The organism is Pseudoalteromonas sp. meg-B1, assembly GCF_003173795.1.
GTDB lineage: Bacteria > Pseudomonadota > Gammaproteobacteria > Enterobacterales > Alteromonadaceae > Pseudoalteromonas > Pseudoalteromonas undina.
Window position 1 is genome coordinate 604,713 of the sequence record NZ_QGQU01000001.1, and the last position, 16,026, is coordinate 620,738.

Annotated in this window: 13 protein-coding genes; 10 read left to right on the forward strand and 3 right to left on the reverse strand. The window is 37.9% G+C overall.

The features are described from left to right. Positions 1-597: a hypothetical protein gene (locus DK924_RS02825; RefSeq protein ID WP_109874293.1), complete on the reverse strand. Its 597-nt coding sequence runs from the start codon at positions 595-597 to the stop codon at positions 1-3. 945 nt (positions 598-1,542) lie between these two features. Between DK924_RS02825 and DK924_RS02830 the strand changes: the two genes are divergently transcribed. From DK924_RS02830 to DK924_RS02875, 8 genes are all read left to right on the forward strand, one after another. Beyond that, positions 1,543-2,895, forward strand: a complete 1,353-nt coding sequence (locus tag DK924_RS02830; protein WP_109874294.1) for a phospholipase D-like domain-containing protein — start codon at positions 1,543-1,545, stop codon at positions 2,893-2,895. A 52-nt stretch (positions 2,896-2,947) separates the two neighbouring features. Continuing rightward, entirely contained in the window at positions 2,948-5,104 is a 2,157-nt protein-coding gene (locus DK924_RS02835; RefSeq protein WP_109874295.1) for an ATP-dependent endonuclease, read from the forward strand. Beyond that, positions 5,097-6,869: a UvrD-helicase domain-containing protein gene (locus DK924_RS02840; RefSeq protein ID WP_109874296.1), complete on the forward strand. Its 1,773-nt coding sequence runs from the start codon at positions 5,097-5,099 to the stop codon at positions 6,867-6,869. Before DK924_RS02835 ends, DK924_RS02840 begins: the two co-directional genes overlap by 8 nt. Positions 6,870-7,407: 538 nt before the next feature. Beyond that, positions 7,408-7,698, forward strand: coding sequence for a hypothetical protein (locus tag DK924_RS02845; protein WP_109874297.1), 291 nt, complete (start codon positions 7,408-7,410; stop codon positions 7,696-7,698). A 124-nt stretch (positions 7,699-7,822) separates the two neighbouring features. Continuing rightward, positions 7,823-8,173 carry a hypothetical protein gene (locus tag DK924_RS02850; RefSeq protein WP_109874298.1) on the forward strand — a complete coding sequence of 117 codons (351 nt, stop codon included), beginning with the start codon at positions 7,823-7,825 and terminating at the stop codon, positions 8,171-8,173. Between the two features lie 161 nt (positions 8,174-8,334). Next, positions 8,335-8,865, forward strand: coding sequence for a hypothetical protein (locus DK924_RS02855; protein WP_146199363.1), 531 nt, complete (start codon positions 8,335-8,337; stop codon positions 8,863-8,865). 1,238 nt (positions 8,866-10,103) lie between these two features. Continuing rightward, positions 10,104-10,817 (forward strand): fatty acid metabolism transcriptional regulator FadR, encoded by a 714-nt coding sequence (gene fadR / locus DK924_RS02870; RefSeq protein ID WP_008109093.1) that lies wholly within the window; start codon positions 10,104-10,106, stop codon positions 10,815-10,817. Positions 10,818-11,050: 233 nt separating this feature from the next. Beyond that, positions 11,051-11,656 carry a peroxiredoxin gene (locus DK924_RS02875; protein WP_008109095.1) on the forward strand — a complete coding sequence of 202 codons (606 nt, stop codon included), beginning with the start codon at positions 11,051-11,053 and terminating at the stop codon, positions 11,654-11,656. A gap of 63 nt (positions 11,657-11,719) precedes the next feature. Here DK924_RS02875 and DK924_RS02880 read toward each other — a convergent pair whose 3' ends face one another. Then, complete coding sequence (locus DK924_RS02880; RefSeq protein WP_010387964.1) at positions 11,720-14,314, reverse strand: TonB-dependent receptor; 2,595 nt, start codon at positions 14,312-14,314, stop codon at positions 11,720-11,722. Between the two features lie 292 nt (positions 14,315-14,606). Continuing rightward, positions 14,607-15,086 (reverse strand): SsrA-binding protein SmpB, encoded by a 480-nt coding sequence (gene smpB, locus DK924_RS02885; RefSeq protein WP_008109102.1) that lies wholly within the window; start codon positions 15,084-15,086, stop codon positions 14,607-14,609. Positions 15,087-15,234: 148 nt separating this feature from the next. On the opposite strand from smpB, the gene DK924_RS02890 reads away from it, so the two are divergent. Both DK924_RS02890 and DK924_RS02895 read left to right on the forward strand, forming a co-directional pair. Then, a complete protein-coding gene (locus tag DK924_RS02890; protein ID WP_054201695.1) occupies positions 15,235-15,675 on the forward strand; it encodes a type II toxin-antitoxin system RatA family toxin in 441 nt (146 codons plus the stop codon). Beyond that, positions 15,672-15,995: an RnfH family protein gene (locus DK924_RS02895; protein WP_008109106.1), complete on the forward strand. Its 324-nt coding sequence runs from the start codon at positions 15,672-15,674 to the stop codon at positions 15,993-15,995. The genes DK924_RS02890 and DK924_RS02895 overlap by 4 nt, the downstream gene beginning before the upstream one ends. Positions 15,996-16,026: the final 31 nt, after the last annotated feature.

The following is a 16,026-nucleotide window of genomic DNA, read 5'->3' on the forward strand; positions in this document are numbered from 1 at the left end:
TTAATTTCTCAATTGAGTGCTGTCAGAAAGCTTTACAGTATTGTCAAACCCGATGTGTGAGTGAGCGAGTAGAGCAAAAGGAACAAATGGGCGAATGCCAATAGATTCAGCTTGTTTCCTCAAATCACCAAAAGTAGTTGGGAATGAATTACCTAAAGGTAATAATTTATGAACTTCGCTCGGTTCTGTTCTTAGGTAGGGGTAAAGTGTTTTAAAGTTGCCAATAGTAATTGGGTTTAAATCCTTTTCAGTGACAATACGAACAGGGCGCCCAGTTAAGCGCTCAATATACCGCGCCTTTTCAGTAAACTTGTTTATAAAAGTTTTAGAATGCACGTACTTGTATGGATGCGGGTCAAAGTAAATACTAGAACCATTTTGAAGCTCAACTAATACATCTGGCGTGTAGCGACCTGCTGGTGTATCCGCACTCTCTGGTTGGGTTGTATAGGCAGACACTCGTTCGTCAAATTCGAGCCAATACAAAAAATCTAGCTCTAATGTTGATTCAACCCAAACATGGCAATTGTTCTTTAAACTGTAAAAGTAGTCTACGGGCCTATCTCGCCTGATCCTACGAAGTGTTCGCTGTTGCATAAAATTCTCCAAACATCCTGTTTATAGCTGCGTCATTCCTTGTGATTGATGAGCAAGTCATCATTTGAAGATGCATACTTGAGACTAGCTAAGTTAACCTATTTAATTTCCGTATTGCACTCAATCTTCATTAACGATCATAGCAGATAATTTCCAGATGGATTTCGTTGGTATGAAATAAAATCAAATAAAACAATGCTTTAAATAATATAACCAAGCAGTAAACAAAGATGAATAAGCACTTTCTTTGATAAATCAGCTAACTAGTCTAAATAGTGAGAAATTTTTGGTGTTGATAATCTTTTTGAAAAACTTGTTGTATTTGAATATTGGTATCTAGAGTATTAACATTTCCATTATTAGCACCTTTGCGGAGCTCTAATGTGAGTGATGAAGAGACGGTCATGATAACTTTATGTAATTAGTTTTATTCTGCAAAGCCGGCTATCGTCTAACTCGTATTTGCCCCAAAGCGTGTTAACTAACCAGGCTGAGTAGTCTTCAGCTAATTACGTTTGCCATACATGTGCTAATGAGTTGGAAAAATACAAGACCTGACCCCGAAGCCTTATCGATAGGATGAAGTAAGGGCAATAAAATGCCCTTTAGCACTTAGGTTAATCATTTATGTTATCTGGTTTGTCGTGGTTCGGATTGTTCCTTGCGTATTCAACACCATTTCTCTTATAGATATGGGCATCAAGATGCTGCCTTTGTTCATTTCTTTTACTCTTTGAGCGCTAGACACGTTTCCTTCACCTTTCATAACTTACTCATAAAATATATAGTATTTCAAGGCGTCATTGATTCCATAAAAACACATACAAATCAATAGTATTTTGTTATTCATTAGGTTAATAATAAAATTCAATTAGTAGTTTTAGCGCATAGTTTATCTATTGGTTTCATGGTACAAAACAACTATAACGATTTTGGAGTGTTTTCATGAAGTTAATAGCCAATGGTATTAATAATGAGTATTTCTTAAATATTCTTCCCCCAGTAGGTACAGAAGTTGATGGAGTCCTTGCTGCAATAGCATATGGTGATGATAAGACATCATTACTGAAGCACTGTGTTGATAACAAGTACCAATTGAATATCTGGATGCGATATGACCATACCGTTCCAGTAGCTCCTTCATTTCTCAAAAAGCTATTAAGTCATATGAAAGATGGCGTTTTTTGCCATTTAATTCCAGATAGGCTTCACGCAAAGGTCATATGGTTCAAAGGGCATGGTGCTTATATTGGTTCTGCAAACCTTACTGATAGAGCATGGTTCAATAACATAGAAGCTGGTGTTTTTTTCTCTGATGAAGATCTCTATAGTTCTGGGATGTTAGAGCAGTTGGAAGACTTCTTCTCAGTTTTAGAAAACTTAGATAAAGCGTTTCCTCTGACTAAAGATATCTATGAAGAGCAACTTAAACTAGACGAGTTATATAGATCTAAACAAGCTCAACAGTTAGAAGATGCGGCTGATAAAATACGTAGTCATCCATTCTGGGAAGGATCAGCATTCCAAGAGAAAAAAGCCGCTATCGATAAGCGTAAGGAAGCATTCAAGAAAGAGTGGGATAGTGCAATTTCATACATGGAACATATTGCACTGCTTGTGAATGATTACCGTCCAAGTTGGATTAGTCATGATATCCCAGAATATTGGCAAGCTGACCAGTTCCTTCATGCTTACTATTACAATGTGGTTCGTGAAGGTACTTCATATCCATTTGAGCAAATGCACCATTCATACAAAGACGATCCACAATCGAGGTTGCTTGAAATGCTTCAGTGGTGGAAGTCTCAACCTGAGCCACCTTCATATGAAGATCATACATTTGAAATCAGTGCTCCTTTGATTAGAAGTAACTTAGCAAAAGTTAAGATCCTTACGTTAAGTACTGAAGAACTTGGTGAAGTATTTGAAAGTACTCATGCAACTAGAAACCATTATTCAAAACTAAGTCCAGCACTTCTAGGTAAACCTGATTCTGTTAGCTTAGATATGGATCAACGTGCTCCATTGTTTGCAGAGAAGATGAGCAAGCTCAAGAACAACAAAGGACAGGGAATTTCAGAGTTGCTTCACTATGTTCTTTATGGTGGCAAACCTGAACAGATGTGGGAAAGAATCTATAGTGCTGCAAAGAATGATGATCTAAGAATTGAACATTATGGCTTAAGCTCAATAGCTGAAGTTGCTGGGTGGGCTAAACCTGAATATACGCCACCAAGAAATGGCAGAACGAACAAAGCGTTGAGAGCTTTAGGATACCCCGTAAAAGTGGGTATGTGATAAAACCAAGCTAAAACTAATTAAAAATAATCAAATATAAAGAGCATCGTTAATGCATATTTCAAGAGTAACATTAAGAAACTACCGAAATTTCAGAAATTCAAACTTTGTTTTGAAAGAAGGCGTTAACACTATAGTAGGTGAGAACGGGTCAGGTAAGACTAACGTGTTTAGGGCAATTAGATTGCTTCTTGACGATAACCTTAGAAGATCTGCTATGAGACTAGAAGAAACAGATTTTTTTAGAGGGCTAAATGATTGGAGAGGGCACTGGATCATAGTAAGCCTTGAATTCTCAAACTTATCGGCTGACGAAGCAATTCAGTCTCTATTCTTTCATGGGGCAGCAGGGATTAGCACCGATGAAAGCACCACTGCGACATACAATTTAGTCTATAGGCCAAAGCCAAACATTAGAAAACTACTTTCAGATTTAACTCATGGTGATCAAGCTGGTTTGCAGGTTATTTTAGATACAATAACCATAGACGACTATGAAACTCGGATTACAGGCAGGAGTACGGCAGACTTCTCAAATGATGAGGAGTACAAAGCTATAGTCGGTGATTTTGAGAATGCTATTTTCCCAAGGGAAGTTAGTAATCATCAAATTGGTACTAAGTTAGGCAATTATTTTAGCATTTATGACGATATTTCATTTACATACATTAAAGCCCTTCGAGACGTTGTTTCTGACTTTCATAACAACAGGACAAACCCATTACTTCAGTTGTTAAAAGCTAAAAGTGGTGATATCAATCATCAAGAGTTTGAATCAATTGTAGCTACAGTAAAAAAGCTAAATGGTGATATAGAATCTCTAAGTGACGTATCTCAAGTTAGAGGCGATATTCACAGTACATTAGTTTCTGCTGCTGGACATACATATTCACCTAAAGGTATGTCAATTGAGTCAGGCCTTTCAGATAAAGCTGAAGAAATTTTTCAATCTCTGTCTTTACGTGTTGGTGAAGACGATAGTCTGTACGAAGGATCTATTCATGAAATAAGTCTTGGTGGTGCAAATCTTATTTTCTTGGCTCTTAAATTATTGTCATTCAAGTACCAACAGCGAAGAGAGACTTTCGCAAACATTCTTCTTATAGAAGAACCTGAAGCTCACATACATACACATATTCAGCGTACATTATTCCAAAACCTCGATTACCAAGATACCCAGATCATCTACTCCACGCATTCAACGCACATTTCAGATGTCAGTAATGTTGAGAGTATGAACATCATTGGCAAAACTGATAGTGGCTATAAGGCGTTCCAGCCAGCTACAGGGCTAGATCCAAAAGAAGTTAGAGCCATTCAGCGATACCTTGACGCTAAACGTAGTAACCTTCTGTTTTCTAAGAGTTGTATTCTGGTAGAAGGTGATGCTGAAGAAATACTTATTCCGATCATGATTAAAAAGGTACTAGGAATAAGTGTTGATGAGATTGGTTTGAGTGTTATTAACATTGGAAGTACAGGATTTAGTAACGTAGCAAAGCTATTTGATGATTCTCGCATTAACAAAAAGTGCTCTATTGTCACCGATTTAGATGCCACCTTCTTTGACGTTACTGAAGGCTCTAATGATAGTGAAAACCTAAAGGCAATGAAGAAAAAAGCTGTTGGCTCTGCTAAGTCGGGTGCGGCTAGAAAGGCTAAATTGGATGAGGACTATCTTAACAATTCATGGGTTGGTTGCTTTTATGCTGAGCATACATTTGAAGTTGATTTCGTAAAATCGGGAAATCAACAATCCGTAATCAATGTACTTAATGATGTGTATAAGAGATCGTATCAAATTAAAGACGCAACCTCAGATCTTAGTTCGGGAGAAATTCATTTATTTGGTGTTAGAGTTTTAAAAATAGCGAATAAAGAGGGTAAAGGTTGGTTTGCAATTCAATTAGGGGATACTTTGACTCCTGATTGTGCTTTACCTAGTTACATAGCAAAGGCAATTTCTTTTGCACATGGAAAATTCGAATCACATATTCTAAGTAAAATTTTTCATTATCGAATTCAACACTACCTTGCTAATAATATAATACCTAATCCACCATCACCAACTGGCACACCATTTATTAACTTCGCTATCCAACAATTTGATGAGGGTACTCTCCCGTTCAATATCTTACTCGATAGCTTTAAAGCTGCGTATCCATTAGATAGTGCTATTTCAGCTATTGAGACATTTAGATATGATTGATTACGTTAAAGAGCTTAATGATGAACAAAGAAGTGCCATAGACCATGATGGAAATGTGTATCTTGTAGCTTGCCCTGGAAGTGGTAAGACAAGAACATTAGTCTATAAGCTAGCAAAAGAGCTTGAAGCTTCATCTTCATCAAAGAAAAAGATAGCTGCAATAACGTACACAAATGTAGCTGCCGACGAAATTAAAGAAAGAATCGTGGATTTAGGTGTAGATACTTCGGCTTTGTGGATTGGGACTATTCATTCTTTTTGTCTCGACTGGATTTTGCGGCCATTCGCCCAATATATCAAGCAGTTAGAGCATGGGTTTACTGTCGTAGATAACCATACTAGTGAAGAGATCATCACCTCTTTATGTGCGAAATATTCAAACCCTCAAATAAGCTATTTTGATTGTGGTTATTTTTTAGATACTCAAGGCGTTAAGCTTAGTTGTGGACAAGGTAAGGTTGGTAGTGTTCTTTCAGTAATAACCCAATACCATATCATTTTGAGTAAAAATAAGCAGATAGATTTTGAACAGATACTTCATTATGCATATGTACTTATCACTCGATACCCCGATATTTCCAAATCCTTAAGCGGGATTTTTAAACATATTTTGTTAGATGAATTTCAAGATACTAAAGAGTTACAATATCAAATAATCTCATCCATTATTCGTGCGGGAGAAGGTCATAGTAATATCTTTATTGTTGGAGATCCAAACCAATCTATCTTTGGTTCTCTAGGTGGTTATGCGATTACAATAGATGATCTTAGAAGACTAACTGAACAAAAAATTGAGCAATTTGAACTCGAAAAGAACTATAGGAGCTCAACCCGAATAGTAGAGTACTGTAAAAACTTCCGTGTATACGAATCAAATATGGTGTCTGATTCCAAGTACAAAGATCATGCAGGGATTATTAGCTACAGTACAAGTATTCATAAAGACCATCTTGTGGAAGAGATATCTAGATTAATAAGGCATCACATCGAGGCCTTAGACGTATCCCCAAATGAGATTTGTGTTGTTGCTCCTTGGTGGATTCACCTTGCGAGTTTAACAAGGGGGCTCGTTAATCGTTTACCTGAGTACTCTTTTGATGGTCCCGGACTTACGCCCATTTATAGAGATCGAGAGAATTTTTGGTATCGATTATCTAGACTTTTATTGACGACTCCATCACCTAACATTTATTTCAAAAGACTGTTTTGGGCTAGAGATCTTCTTCAAGCAATGTCAGAACTAGACTTATGTGAGCACTCCTTAAGAGATAAAGATCTACTTAGAATCGTGAATTCAATTGATTTAAATGAACAGGATGGTCTTCAATATTTGTGCCATGCTTTTGAGGTATTTTCATTAAAAGTCGGGTTCTCGATAAATGATACTCCTTCCCTTCAAGAACAGCTTGATGCATTTGTAACTAGCTCGACACGAAGGATTGAGAGAATTCGAAGCGAAGGTATTGATTATGCTGGTTCAATTAAAGACTTTAGAAAAGCATTTATACCTAAAAGTGGTGTTAAAATTTCATCAATCCATGGGGTTAAAGGAGAGGAGTATGAAACGGTTATTACTTTTGGCTTACTTGATGGGATGGTGCCACATTTTACTGATACCGATAAAAGTAATACAGCGAAAAAGCTGCTCTATGTTATAGCATCAAGAGCAAAGAGGCACCTTCATCTTATTGCGGAAACAGGAAGAAGAAACTCACCAACACCTTCTTTACATAATCTAAATTATTTAACTTACGATCAGGTTTAAGATTGTTGTTGCAGCATCCATAAAAATATATCTCGGAATGAAAAGGACGCAGAGTCACATTGTGGTGGCAAAGTGAGTCTGGCCGTTGATTTGTGGTTGAATGCACTATTGGCATAGAAAAAGTTATCTGAAAGCTTTCAGCATTACACAAATTCGTAACTCGGAATTGTCCAAAAGTGAGTTAGAGTGACGTCCGCTTTCATGATTCAGCGATTTATTTGTTTGTTAGTGTGATCGTCTGCTAGTGGCACTTTGGCGAAGTCCTCCTAGAGCGAGAAGCGGTCATTGAGATTGGCTAAATATCGCAGTTAATTGATTTGTTAAACTGCTCTTTGCGCATATATTCATGAAAATGAGCGCTGCGCGCATATTGGTTAATTTAACTTTACCTAAAAACTTTAGAAAACTTTGCGATAGTAATACCTTAGGTAATTTGTTAAAACTATATAATGTAGAAAAATGAGCGTAGCGTCGGCAGAAATATGCGCGACGAGCGCACTATTAAATTGTTATATTTTCAAAAGGATTGGAGTATTAAATGAATTCAGAAGTTAAAATAGATATCTTATTTGCAGGGTTGTTGTTAATTCCTATTTTGATACTTGCAGTTCCATTTATTAAAAATAAGCTAGTAAGCCTCTCTCGAGGTAAAGCTTTTTCAATTATCTCATTACCTATATCAGCTTATTTAATTTATGACATATCAATTGAAAGTAATGTTTTCGGCTTAATCGGATTATGTGTCGCATATATTGTTTTCTTTTCTACGTATGCGGCTTCAATATCACTATTAGCTGTTTCTACAAAAAACGAAGACTTGGCGCAATAAAAATATAACAAGCAATTAAAGTGGGACTTTTAACAGTTTGCTCGGCTCCGCTTCGCTACACATTCTAGCAAACTATAAAAAGCCCCTTAATGTGGGCGTTATGTTTCACGGAGGAAAATTGAATATGAGTAACATTATTGACATTACTAGCCTAGATGGTTTTAAAGCTAATCAAAATGAAAAGATAATAGATAGGGAGCTTTTTCATCCTAATCCAGAAGTTCTGAAGTTATGGAAGGCAATGGTAAAAAACACACTCAAAAAATTTCCGTCTAGTCCAGAACCTAGCGTCCCGGCACTGGATTTATCTTTCTCTGAAAATGTTTCTGTCGCAGAACAAGAAGAAATAGTTAAAAAAATTTCTATTTTTCTCGCATCGTACAAAGAAGATGTAGCAAGACAAAATTTTGAAGCTATTAAAGCGATTGCTTTACTACAAAAAGAAATAGCTGAGTATCAAGCAAGTGAAACATAACAAAAAAATCAAGTCACTCACTTCGTTCACTGGGATGCAAACACGCAGGGCGGCTTCGCCATTATGCCCTACGTGCCTGCGCCCCTTATTTAAAAGTTATGTGTATCAGGAGTTCCACAATTAAATTCTCAGCTGGCCTTATAATTGGCATGTTCTTTACGATGTTCACATTTTCATTGATTGCAGTATTCAGTGTTACATTCGATGTTACAGTTTGGACAAATATTGTAATAGCAATCGCTACTTGCATCGCTACTGCTATACATGTGGATAACCAAATAAAACTGAGAAAGACTCGTGTGTGGGATATAAACAAAGATGTATTATTAAACCTCTCAAGCTCGCTAGCTAAAGTTGTTGAGGATCTCAAAAAAGCGACTGATTACCATTTTGATGAAATGCAAAACATAGCACATCAAACTGGAGTAACTTATGATTACCCTCCAGAGCTCTATGAAAACTTTTCTAACCAAACCTTCGAAGTATTGAACGTATATAAGCCGCTAATGGGTAGAGACTTAATTTCAAATCTAGAAGAACTAAAAACTATTAATGATAGAGTTAGCGAAGGGGTTAATGAAGGTGAGCTTAATGTATTTGAAGCATATGACAAAATCCTTTATGAGCATCAAAAGCTTCAAGAAAAGTTAAATACATTCATTAAACAGGTATCAGGTGTTCAATACACATAACAAGCGCATTAAATCTGACGTATCACATTGTCCAATTTTTTGCTTAAAAGAACATGACGCAAAAAAGCGTCCAACATGCTCCGCAGCTTATGCGGGCGTTATGTTGCAAGGAAGATTCCTAGTTTGGTGAAATTTCGAAAAGTAGTTTTTGGCCTCTCAGTAATATCCTTGTTCTTGTTTTTCCTACTTCATTATTTGGGTCATAGCAAAGAGTCTTTAATCAGTGTTTATGTATTTATCTTTTTCTGGGGCATAGAAAAATGTTTATCTTGGAAACTAGGTTATAAAATTGGAATTGGACCAATGGTAGCAATACCATCAAACGCAGATAGAAAATTAAGGTTGCTCGGGTTAGTCTGGGGCTTGTTGTTTTTAAGTATCGGTGTTTTTAATCTGTTCAAAGTAGTAGCAACATAACAAGAAAATTAAGCGGGACTGCTAACAGTTGGCTCGGTTCCGCTTCGCTTCACATTTTAGCCAACTGTTTATCAGCACCTTATTTGGGCGTTAGCTGCCAATGAAATCTCGAACTATGAGTCTAAATTTACAAGTTTCCAAATTCTGCCTTATTTCCTTCGGCGTTATTATGGTTATCATATTTGGCACTCCCGTTATTAGTAATTTAATAGTAATGGAGTTAATAGATATTTCAGGGTGTGACTTATCTCCTGCTGGCCCTTCGGAATGTCTAATTTTGGGGGTTGATTTTGGAAATCGATTATTTATATATGAGTCATTTATAAGTTTTATATTTGCGCCATTAGTATTCTTAATTTACTTTTGGGATATTATTTTAATTTGGTTGGTCTGCTATTTAGTTTTACATATCCAAAAATGGCGGTTAAATTACGGCAGCTAACAAGTCGTTAAAGCAGGACAAATAACAGTTGGCTTTTGCTCCTACGTCGCTTATTTTAGCCAACATATTATTTGCCTCTTAACGAGGCGTTACCACTGTCTGCAAATGGCACTCAGCCGACGTTAGGTATTTACACATAGTTGCTTAGGTATACGTCTGATTATAATTTTTATATATGTGGACTGCGTGTTCAATTAAAAGTCAATTCTGATCTTTTTACCAGGCCAAAAATCTCACGCTGTGCGACAATCTCACCTTCGGTATGTATGATCAATAGGTAATTTAACTTACTTTACTTGTTAGTTGTGACTTGTCTGGTACAATCAGTCAGTTAATCGTATGTAGCGATGTAATGTGAATTAATTCGAGTAGGAATTGAATGAGAATTTTTAAAGCGAAAAGCCCAGCAGGATTTGCTGAGGAATACATAGTAGAGTCAATCTGGAATGGTGATTTCCCTCCAGGTTCAATTCTGCCAGCTGAGCGTGAACTCTCAGAGTTAATTGGTGTTACTAGAACCACATTGCGTGAAGTATTACAACGATTAGCCAGAGACGGTTGGTTAACAATCCAACATGGTAAACCCACTCGCGTAAATAATTTTTGGGAAACGTCAGGACTAAATATCCTTGAAACACTGGCACGTTTAGACGAAGATAAAATGCCAGAGCTAACTGATCAGTTACTTTCAGCTCGCACTAACATCAGCGCAATTTACACTCGTGCAGCAATAAAGCTTGCACCAGAGCGTGTTATTGAAATTTTATCGCAAAGTGATGAACTAGAAGACAGCGCACAAGCATTTGCTGATTATGACTATAAAGTGCACCATGAGTTAGCTGTTGCAGGTAACAACCGCATATATGTGCTGATCCTTAATGGTTTTAAAGGCTTTTATTCTAAGATAGGTTGTCATTACTTTTCAGATCCTCGCACCCGTGAGCTTGCACGTCAATTCTATAAAGATTTAACTAAGCTTGCTGAGAATAAAGAGCACGATGGTGCGATATTCATGATGCGCAAGTATGGTCATCAAACCGGTGAAATATGGCAACATATTCGCGGTGATATGCCTAGCGACATTATGGATTAGTAAAAAAGCCTGCTTAAAGCAGGCTTTTTTATGAACAATAATTCGTGTGTTTATCAAGCGTTCGCTATTTTAGAACGGCGCTATCTATAAATACGATTGTTAATTTATTTTTGATAGCCATAGAATAATGATTAATTAGATATGGTGCTATTGTAATTTAAGAATTAGTGCCCATATTACTATCAGTATTGCGTAAGCAATTGACAATAAACTCAAAATATTTGGAGAATAAAATGGGTGTATTAGTAGGCCGCCAGGCACCAGACTTTACCGCTGCAGCTGTTCTAGGTAACGGTGAGATTGTAGATAGCTATAACCTTCACGAAAAAATCAAAGGTAAAAAAGCAGTAATCTTTTTCTACCCACTAGATTTCACTTTTGTATGTCCTTCTGAGCTTATTGCTTTTGATAAGCGTTATGCAGAATTCCAAAAACGTGGTGTAGAAGTAATTGGTGTTTCAATCGATTCACAGTTCTCACACAACGCATGGCGTAACACGGCTGTAGCAGACGGCGGTATTGGTAAAGTTCAATACGCACTAGTTGCAGACGTTAAGCACGAAATCTGTAAAGCATACGACGTTGAGCACCCAGAAGCCGGCGTTGCATTTCGTGGTTCTTTCTTAATCGACGAAGAAGGTAACGTACGTCACCAAGTAGTGAACGATTTACCACTTGGTCGTAACATCGACGAAATGATCCGTATGGTTGATGCACTAGCATTCCACAGCGAGCACGGCGAAGTATGTCCTGCTGGTTGGACTGAAGGTAAAAAAGGAATGGACGCAAGCCCTGAAGGCGTAGCTAAATTCTTATCTGAAAACGAAGGCGAGCTATAATTTAGCCCTTTAGTTTAAGATAAAAAAACCGCCATATTGGCGGTTTTTTTTATTGCTTTTTAATTAAAACGAAAAGCTCACTTTAGTGTAAATGTAACGACCTCGAGGGTTATGTACACCCGATGCGTAACCATACAGATCTGAATCACCATCACCAATTGCAAATGGTGGCTCTTCATCAAATAAGTTATTAACACCTAACGATACTTTAGCTGACTCAGTAATACGATATGAGGTTTGTAAATCAACCAATACTTGAGAATCAACAGTACGTGATGTATTACTATCGAAGTCTAAGTTGCCATCGAAATCGATATCTGGCGTATCTTCAAACTCACCCACATAACTAATGTTCATGTTCGTGTTGAATTGGCCAATTTCCCAGTTTGTTGAGAAAATCCAACGGTGCTCTGGGTAACCATATTCACCGGTGTAATCGCGGCCGTCTTTTTCAAATTTATCTTGGTAAGCCCACTCTAAATTGAATTTCAGTAAGCCTAAATCATCCAGTGAATGGTTGTAGTTTGCTGAAATATCTACGCCAGAAACTTCTTGTGATGAAACGTTTTCAAAAGTACTGAAAATCTTTTGAATAGTTCCTAGGCTGTCTGTACCTGATGGTGGTAAGCGAACACATACTGTACTATTTTGGTTATTACACTCTGAGTTGTAAATTGGACCAAACTCTTGTTCATCAATCTTATTATCTTGGGTGATACTCCACACATCAACACTTAAACCAAAGTCAGTTGTGGGTGCCCAAATAAACCCGACATTCCAAGATTCAGACTCTTCAGCTTCTAAATCTGGGTTACCGGCAAATTCAATGTTGTAATCTAGCGCATCACAATCTTTACCTGTTGCATCACAGCGGTAGTTATCAATAAAAAACTGACTCTCCTGAGATGGCCCTAAACCTACTTGTGCCAGTGAAGGTGCTCTAAAGCCTTGCGCCCAAGAACCACGAACTGTGATTTCATCAGTAGGTGCCCAGCGTAAAGCGACTTTAGGATTTGTGGTGGTACCAAAGTCACTGTAATCATCGTAACGACCTGCAAGTTGTAGTTCTAAGTTTTCCGCAAGTGGAATTGAAAACTCTACATAGGCAGCGTATTGGTCACGCTCTGCGGCAGCTGAAACTGACTCGGTACCAAAGATTAATCCACGTTGAAATTGATCATCTGGCGTATCAGTTACGTCTTCTTCGCGGTATTCAATACCGGCTGCCATCATGACAACATCATCACCAAAGTTAAATGCTTCACCTGAGATGTTAGCATCGAACGACGTCATATGAGACTCACCTTGGCGAACCAAGCTTGTAGTAATCCTGTCAATTACAGCCGGATCGTTGTAAGTGCCGCCAAATGGGTTGTAGTTGCCAGCGTCAATTTCTTGTTGTAAGAAGTCGGTGCGAACCCAACCTTGTGAGCGATCGCCTGTTTGTAATGACTTGCTACGACCTTTTTGTACCGCTGTTTCCCAACTCCAGTCGTTAATTTCACCTTTTAAACCAGCAACAAAACGTAATGTATCTGATTCGATATCCCATTGACGCGCACCTGCATCCACTGTTCTGTAACGACCAATTTCAATATCTTGACCGAACGGGTTATTTGGATGATTCCCTGGTACAGTTAAACCTGCATCTTCATCGAGTGGCGTTGGTGCACCCGCTGCAACTGAGCTGTTATGCTGTACAGCCATTTCTAAAAAGCCGGTGATGCCATTGTCAAAACGGTATTCAAATTGTGAGATTGCGCCCACACGTTCTGATGCAGGGGCAATATAGCCGAATGGACCATAGTCAAATAAACAACTACCGCTTGATGTTGCGTTTTCTGCAGGACATGCAGGGTCGATTGTTTTAACGCCATCAACATAGAAGTAGCCAGGGAAACCACGTGAAGAACGGAAATCTTCACCGCCATATGGAGACTGATTAGCGGTACCTAAGCGGCCCATTTCATCTGATGATAAAGAAGTGTTTTTAAAGTAATCAATAATAACGGATGCACTACTTTTTGCACTTGTTGTACCCCAAACAATGCTAGCTGTGGTTTCTTCATAGTTAGGACCATCTGTGCCGCCGTAACCTAAATTAACTTCAATACCGTCGATGTCTTTTTTCAAGATAACGTTTACAACACCTGCTACAGCATCAGAGCCATAGATTGCTGATGCGCCATCTTTTAAAATATCAATACGTTCGATTGCTGAAACAGGAATACTGTTTATATCAACAAATGAGTTGGTGATCCCTTCTGCAAATGCGCTTATAGCAACACGACGACCATTAATAAGTACCAAGGTAGCATCAGCCCCTAAACCACGAAGGCTGACGGCAGCTGAACCATTAGCGGTCGAGTCTTGGTTATTACCACGGGTTGAAAAGGTACCATTACCTGCAACAGGCATTCTTTCAAGCAGCTGTTGTAGGTTGTCATAACCCATGTTTTCGATGTCTTCTTTATTAATGGATTGTACTGGTGATGGGCCTTCTATATCGGAACGTTTGATACGAGAGCCTGTTACTTGAATACGTTCTACTTTTTCTGCAGTTTGCTGTGCAGCATAAGTTGTTGTACTAAAACCTGCTGACAATGCGATAGTAGCACCGATGATTAAGCTCGGTGTAAATGCAATTGATTGCTTCATCCTTAAGTCCTTGTTGATATGTTATAATTTACTTGTTTTTACAAGTCGAATTATTAATACCATGTAACTTAAGTGTTATCAATTAGCCGCAAAGATGATTTTGTTATCGGCACGAATATGTACTTATTTTCTTAATAAAGGAAAACGATGGGATACTCGCTATCTGGTGCGGGAGGGGGGTCTTCTCATTATTTAAAAATAAATCACCGAGCGACTTTAATTTGTAATAATTTGTATTTTGCTAAAAATTTAATTAAAAAAAAACGCCTAACATGATGTTAGACGTTTTTATTTAAACTTTATGTTTCATTAAACGTTCTTTTTCACGGGACCAATCTTTATTTTTGCCGTCTTCACGTTTGTCATGCATTTTCTTACCTTTAGCTAAATGGAATTCAAGCTTCACCCAGCATTTTTTCCAATACATAGCGGTGGCAACTAATGAATAACCATCACGTTCAGTTGCACCAACTAAGCGGTCAAGCTCACGCCTGCTTAGTAGTAATTTACGGTAACGTAGCGGGTCACAAATAACATGGGTCGATGCGCTATTTAAAGGCTGAATGGTACTGCCTAATAAAAATGCTTCACCGTTTTTAAGATGAATATAAGTTTCAGAGATATTTACTTTACCTGCTCGGATACTTTTTACTTCCCAGCCTTGGAGTTCAACACCTGCTTCAAACTTGTCGTGTAAAAAATACTCGTGTCGCGCTTTTTTATTTAGCGCGATGGTATTACTTGTCGATTTTGATGAATTTTTCTTAGCCATAGTGCCCTATAATATACGTTATACAAGATGTTTTACATCGATTTTTTTAAATTATACATGCAAAAGCGAAGGATTAATTTAAGCGCGATGAAAGTTTGGGGAAACGCACAAAGCTTGCTAAAATTCCTGCACACAGTTGGGAGTGAGTATGCCACAAATAGAAAAAAGCGCGCTGGTTATGTACAGCACTAAAGAGATGTTTGATCTAGTCAATGATGTAGAAGCCTATTCACAGTTTTTACCTAATTGTTCAGACTCAAAAATTATTAAGCAGCATGATAATAACATGACCGCTAGTTTAGAAATATCTAAAGCCGGCATAAAAAAATGGTTTACCACTGAAAATACGCTAATTGATGAGCAAACAGTGATGCTTCGCTTGGTTGATGGTCCTTTTAAAACCCTACAGGGTCGCTGGCACTTTCAGCAATTAGATACACATGCGTGTAAGGTTAATTTACAGCTAGAGTTTGAATTTTCAAGTAAGCTCATAGAGCTGGCGTTTGGTAAAATTTTTAATGATGTGGCAAAAAACATGGTGAGTGCGTTTACTCAACGTGCAAAAACAGTGTATGGAGAACGTGCATGATCAATATTGAAGTTGTGTTCGCGTTACCCACTAAGGCAACCACATTAAATATAGAAGTGCTGCAAGGCACAACGGCTGAGCAAGCGGTAATACAATCAGGGATTATTAAAAAATGCCCTGAGATTGATGCAACCGATTTAACTTTAGGCGTATGGAACAGAACGGTGAAGCTAAATCATGAGCTTAAAGATGGCGACAGAATTGAAATTTACCGCCCATTAATTGCCGACCCTAAAGATGCTCGCAGAAAACGTGCTGAAAAAGCCAAAGAAGAGGGCCGCGCTAATAAAGTCACTGGTGGCCGGCCGTTAGATCGTTAGATACAAAAAAGGTGAGCCATGCTCACCTTTT

What these genes read in the sequence shown, in the direction of transcription:
- DK924_RS02825 (WP_109874293.1), bottom strand. Translation starts at nt 597, where the DNA reads ATGCAACAGCGAACACTTCGTAGGATCAGGCGAGATAGGCCCGTAGAC.
- DK924_RS02830 (WP_109874294.1), top strand. Translation starts at nt 1,543, where the DNA reads ATGAAGTTAATAGCCAATGGTATTAATAATGAGTATTTCTTAAATATT.
- DK924_RS02835 (WP_109874295.1), top strand. Translation starts at nt 2,948, where the DNA reads ATGCATATTTCAAGAGTAACATTAAGAAACTACCGAAATTTCAGAAAT.
- DK924_RS02840 (WP_109874296.1), top strand. Translation starts at nt 5,097, where the DNA reads ATGATTGATTACGTTAAAGAGCTTAATGATGAACAAAGAAGTGCCATA.
- DK924_RS02845 (WP_109874297.1), top strand. Translation starts at nt 7,408, where the DNA reads ATGAATTCAGAAGTTAAAATAGATATCTTATTTGCAGGGTTGTTGTTA.
- DK924_RS02850 (WP_109874298.1), top strand. Translation starts at nt 7,823, where the DNA reads ATGAGTAACATTATTGACATTACTAGCCTAGATGGTTTTAAAGCTAAT.
- DK924_RS02855 (WP_146199363.1), top strand. Translation starts at nt 8,335, where the DNA reads ATGTTCACATTTTCATTGATTGCAGTATTCAGTGTTACATTCGATGTT.
- fadR (WP_008109093.1), top strand. Translation starts at nt 10,104, where the DNA reads ATGAGAATTTTTAAAGCGAAAAGCCCAGCAGGATTTGCTGAGGAATAC.
- DK924_RS02875 (WP_008109095.1), top strand. Translation starts at nt 11,051, where the DNA reads ATGGGTGTATTAGTAGGCCGCCAGGCACCAGACTTTACCGCTGCAGCT.
- DK924_RS02880 (WP_010387964.1), bottom strand. Translation starts at nt 14,314, where the DNA reads ATGAAGCAATCAATTGCATTTACACCGAGCTTAATCATCGGTGCTACT.
- smpB (WP_008109102.1), bottom strand. Translation starts at nt 15,086, where the DNA reads ATGGCTAAGAAAAATTCATCAAAATCGACAAGTAATACCATCGCGCTA.
- DK924_RS02890 (WP_054201695.1), top strand. Translation starts at nt 15,235, where the DNA reads ATGCCACAAATAGAAAAAAGCGCGCTGGTTATGTACAGCACTAAAGAG.
- DK924_RS02895 (WP_008109106.1), top strand. Translation starts at nt 15,672, where the DNA reads ATGATCAATATTGAAGTTGTGTTCGCGTTACCCACTAAGGCAACCACA.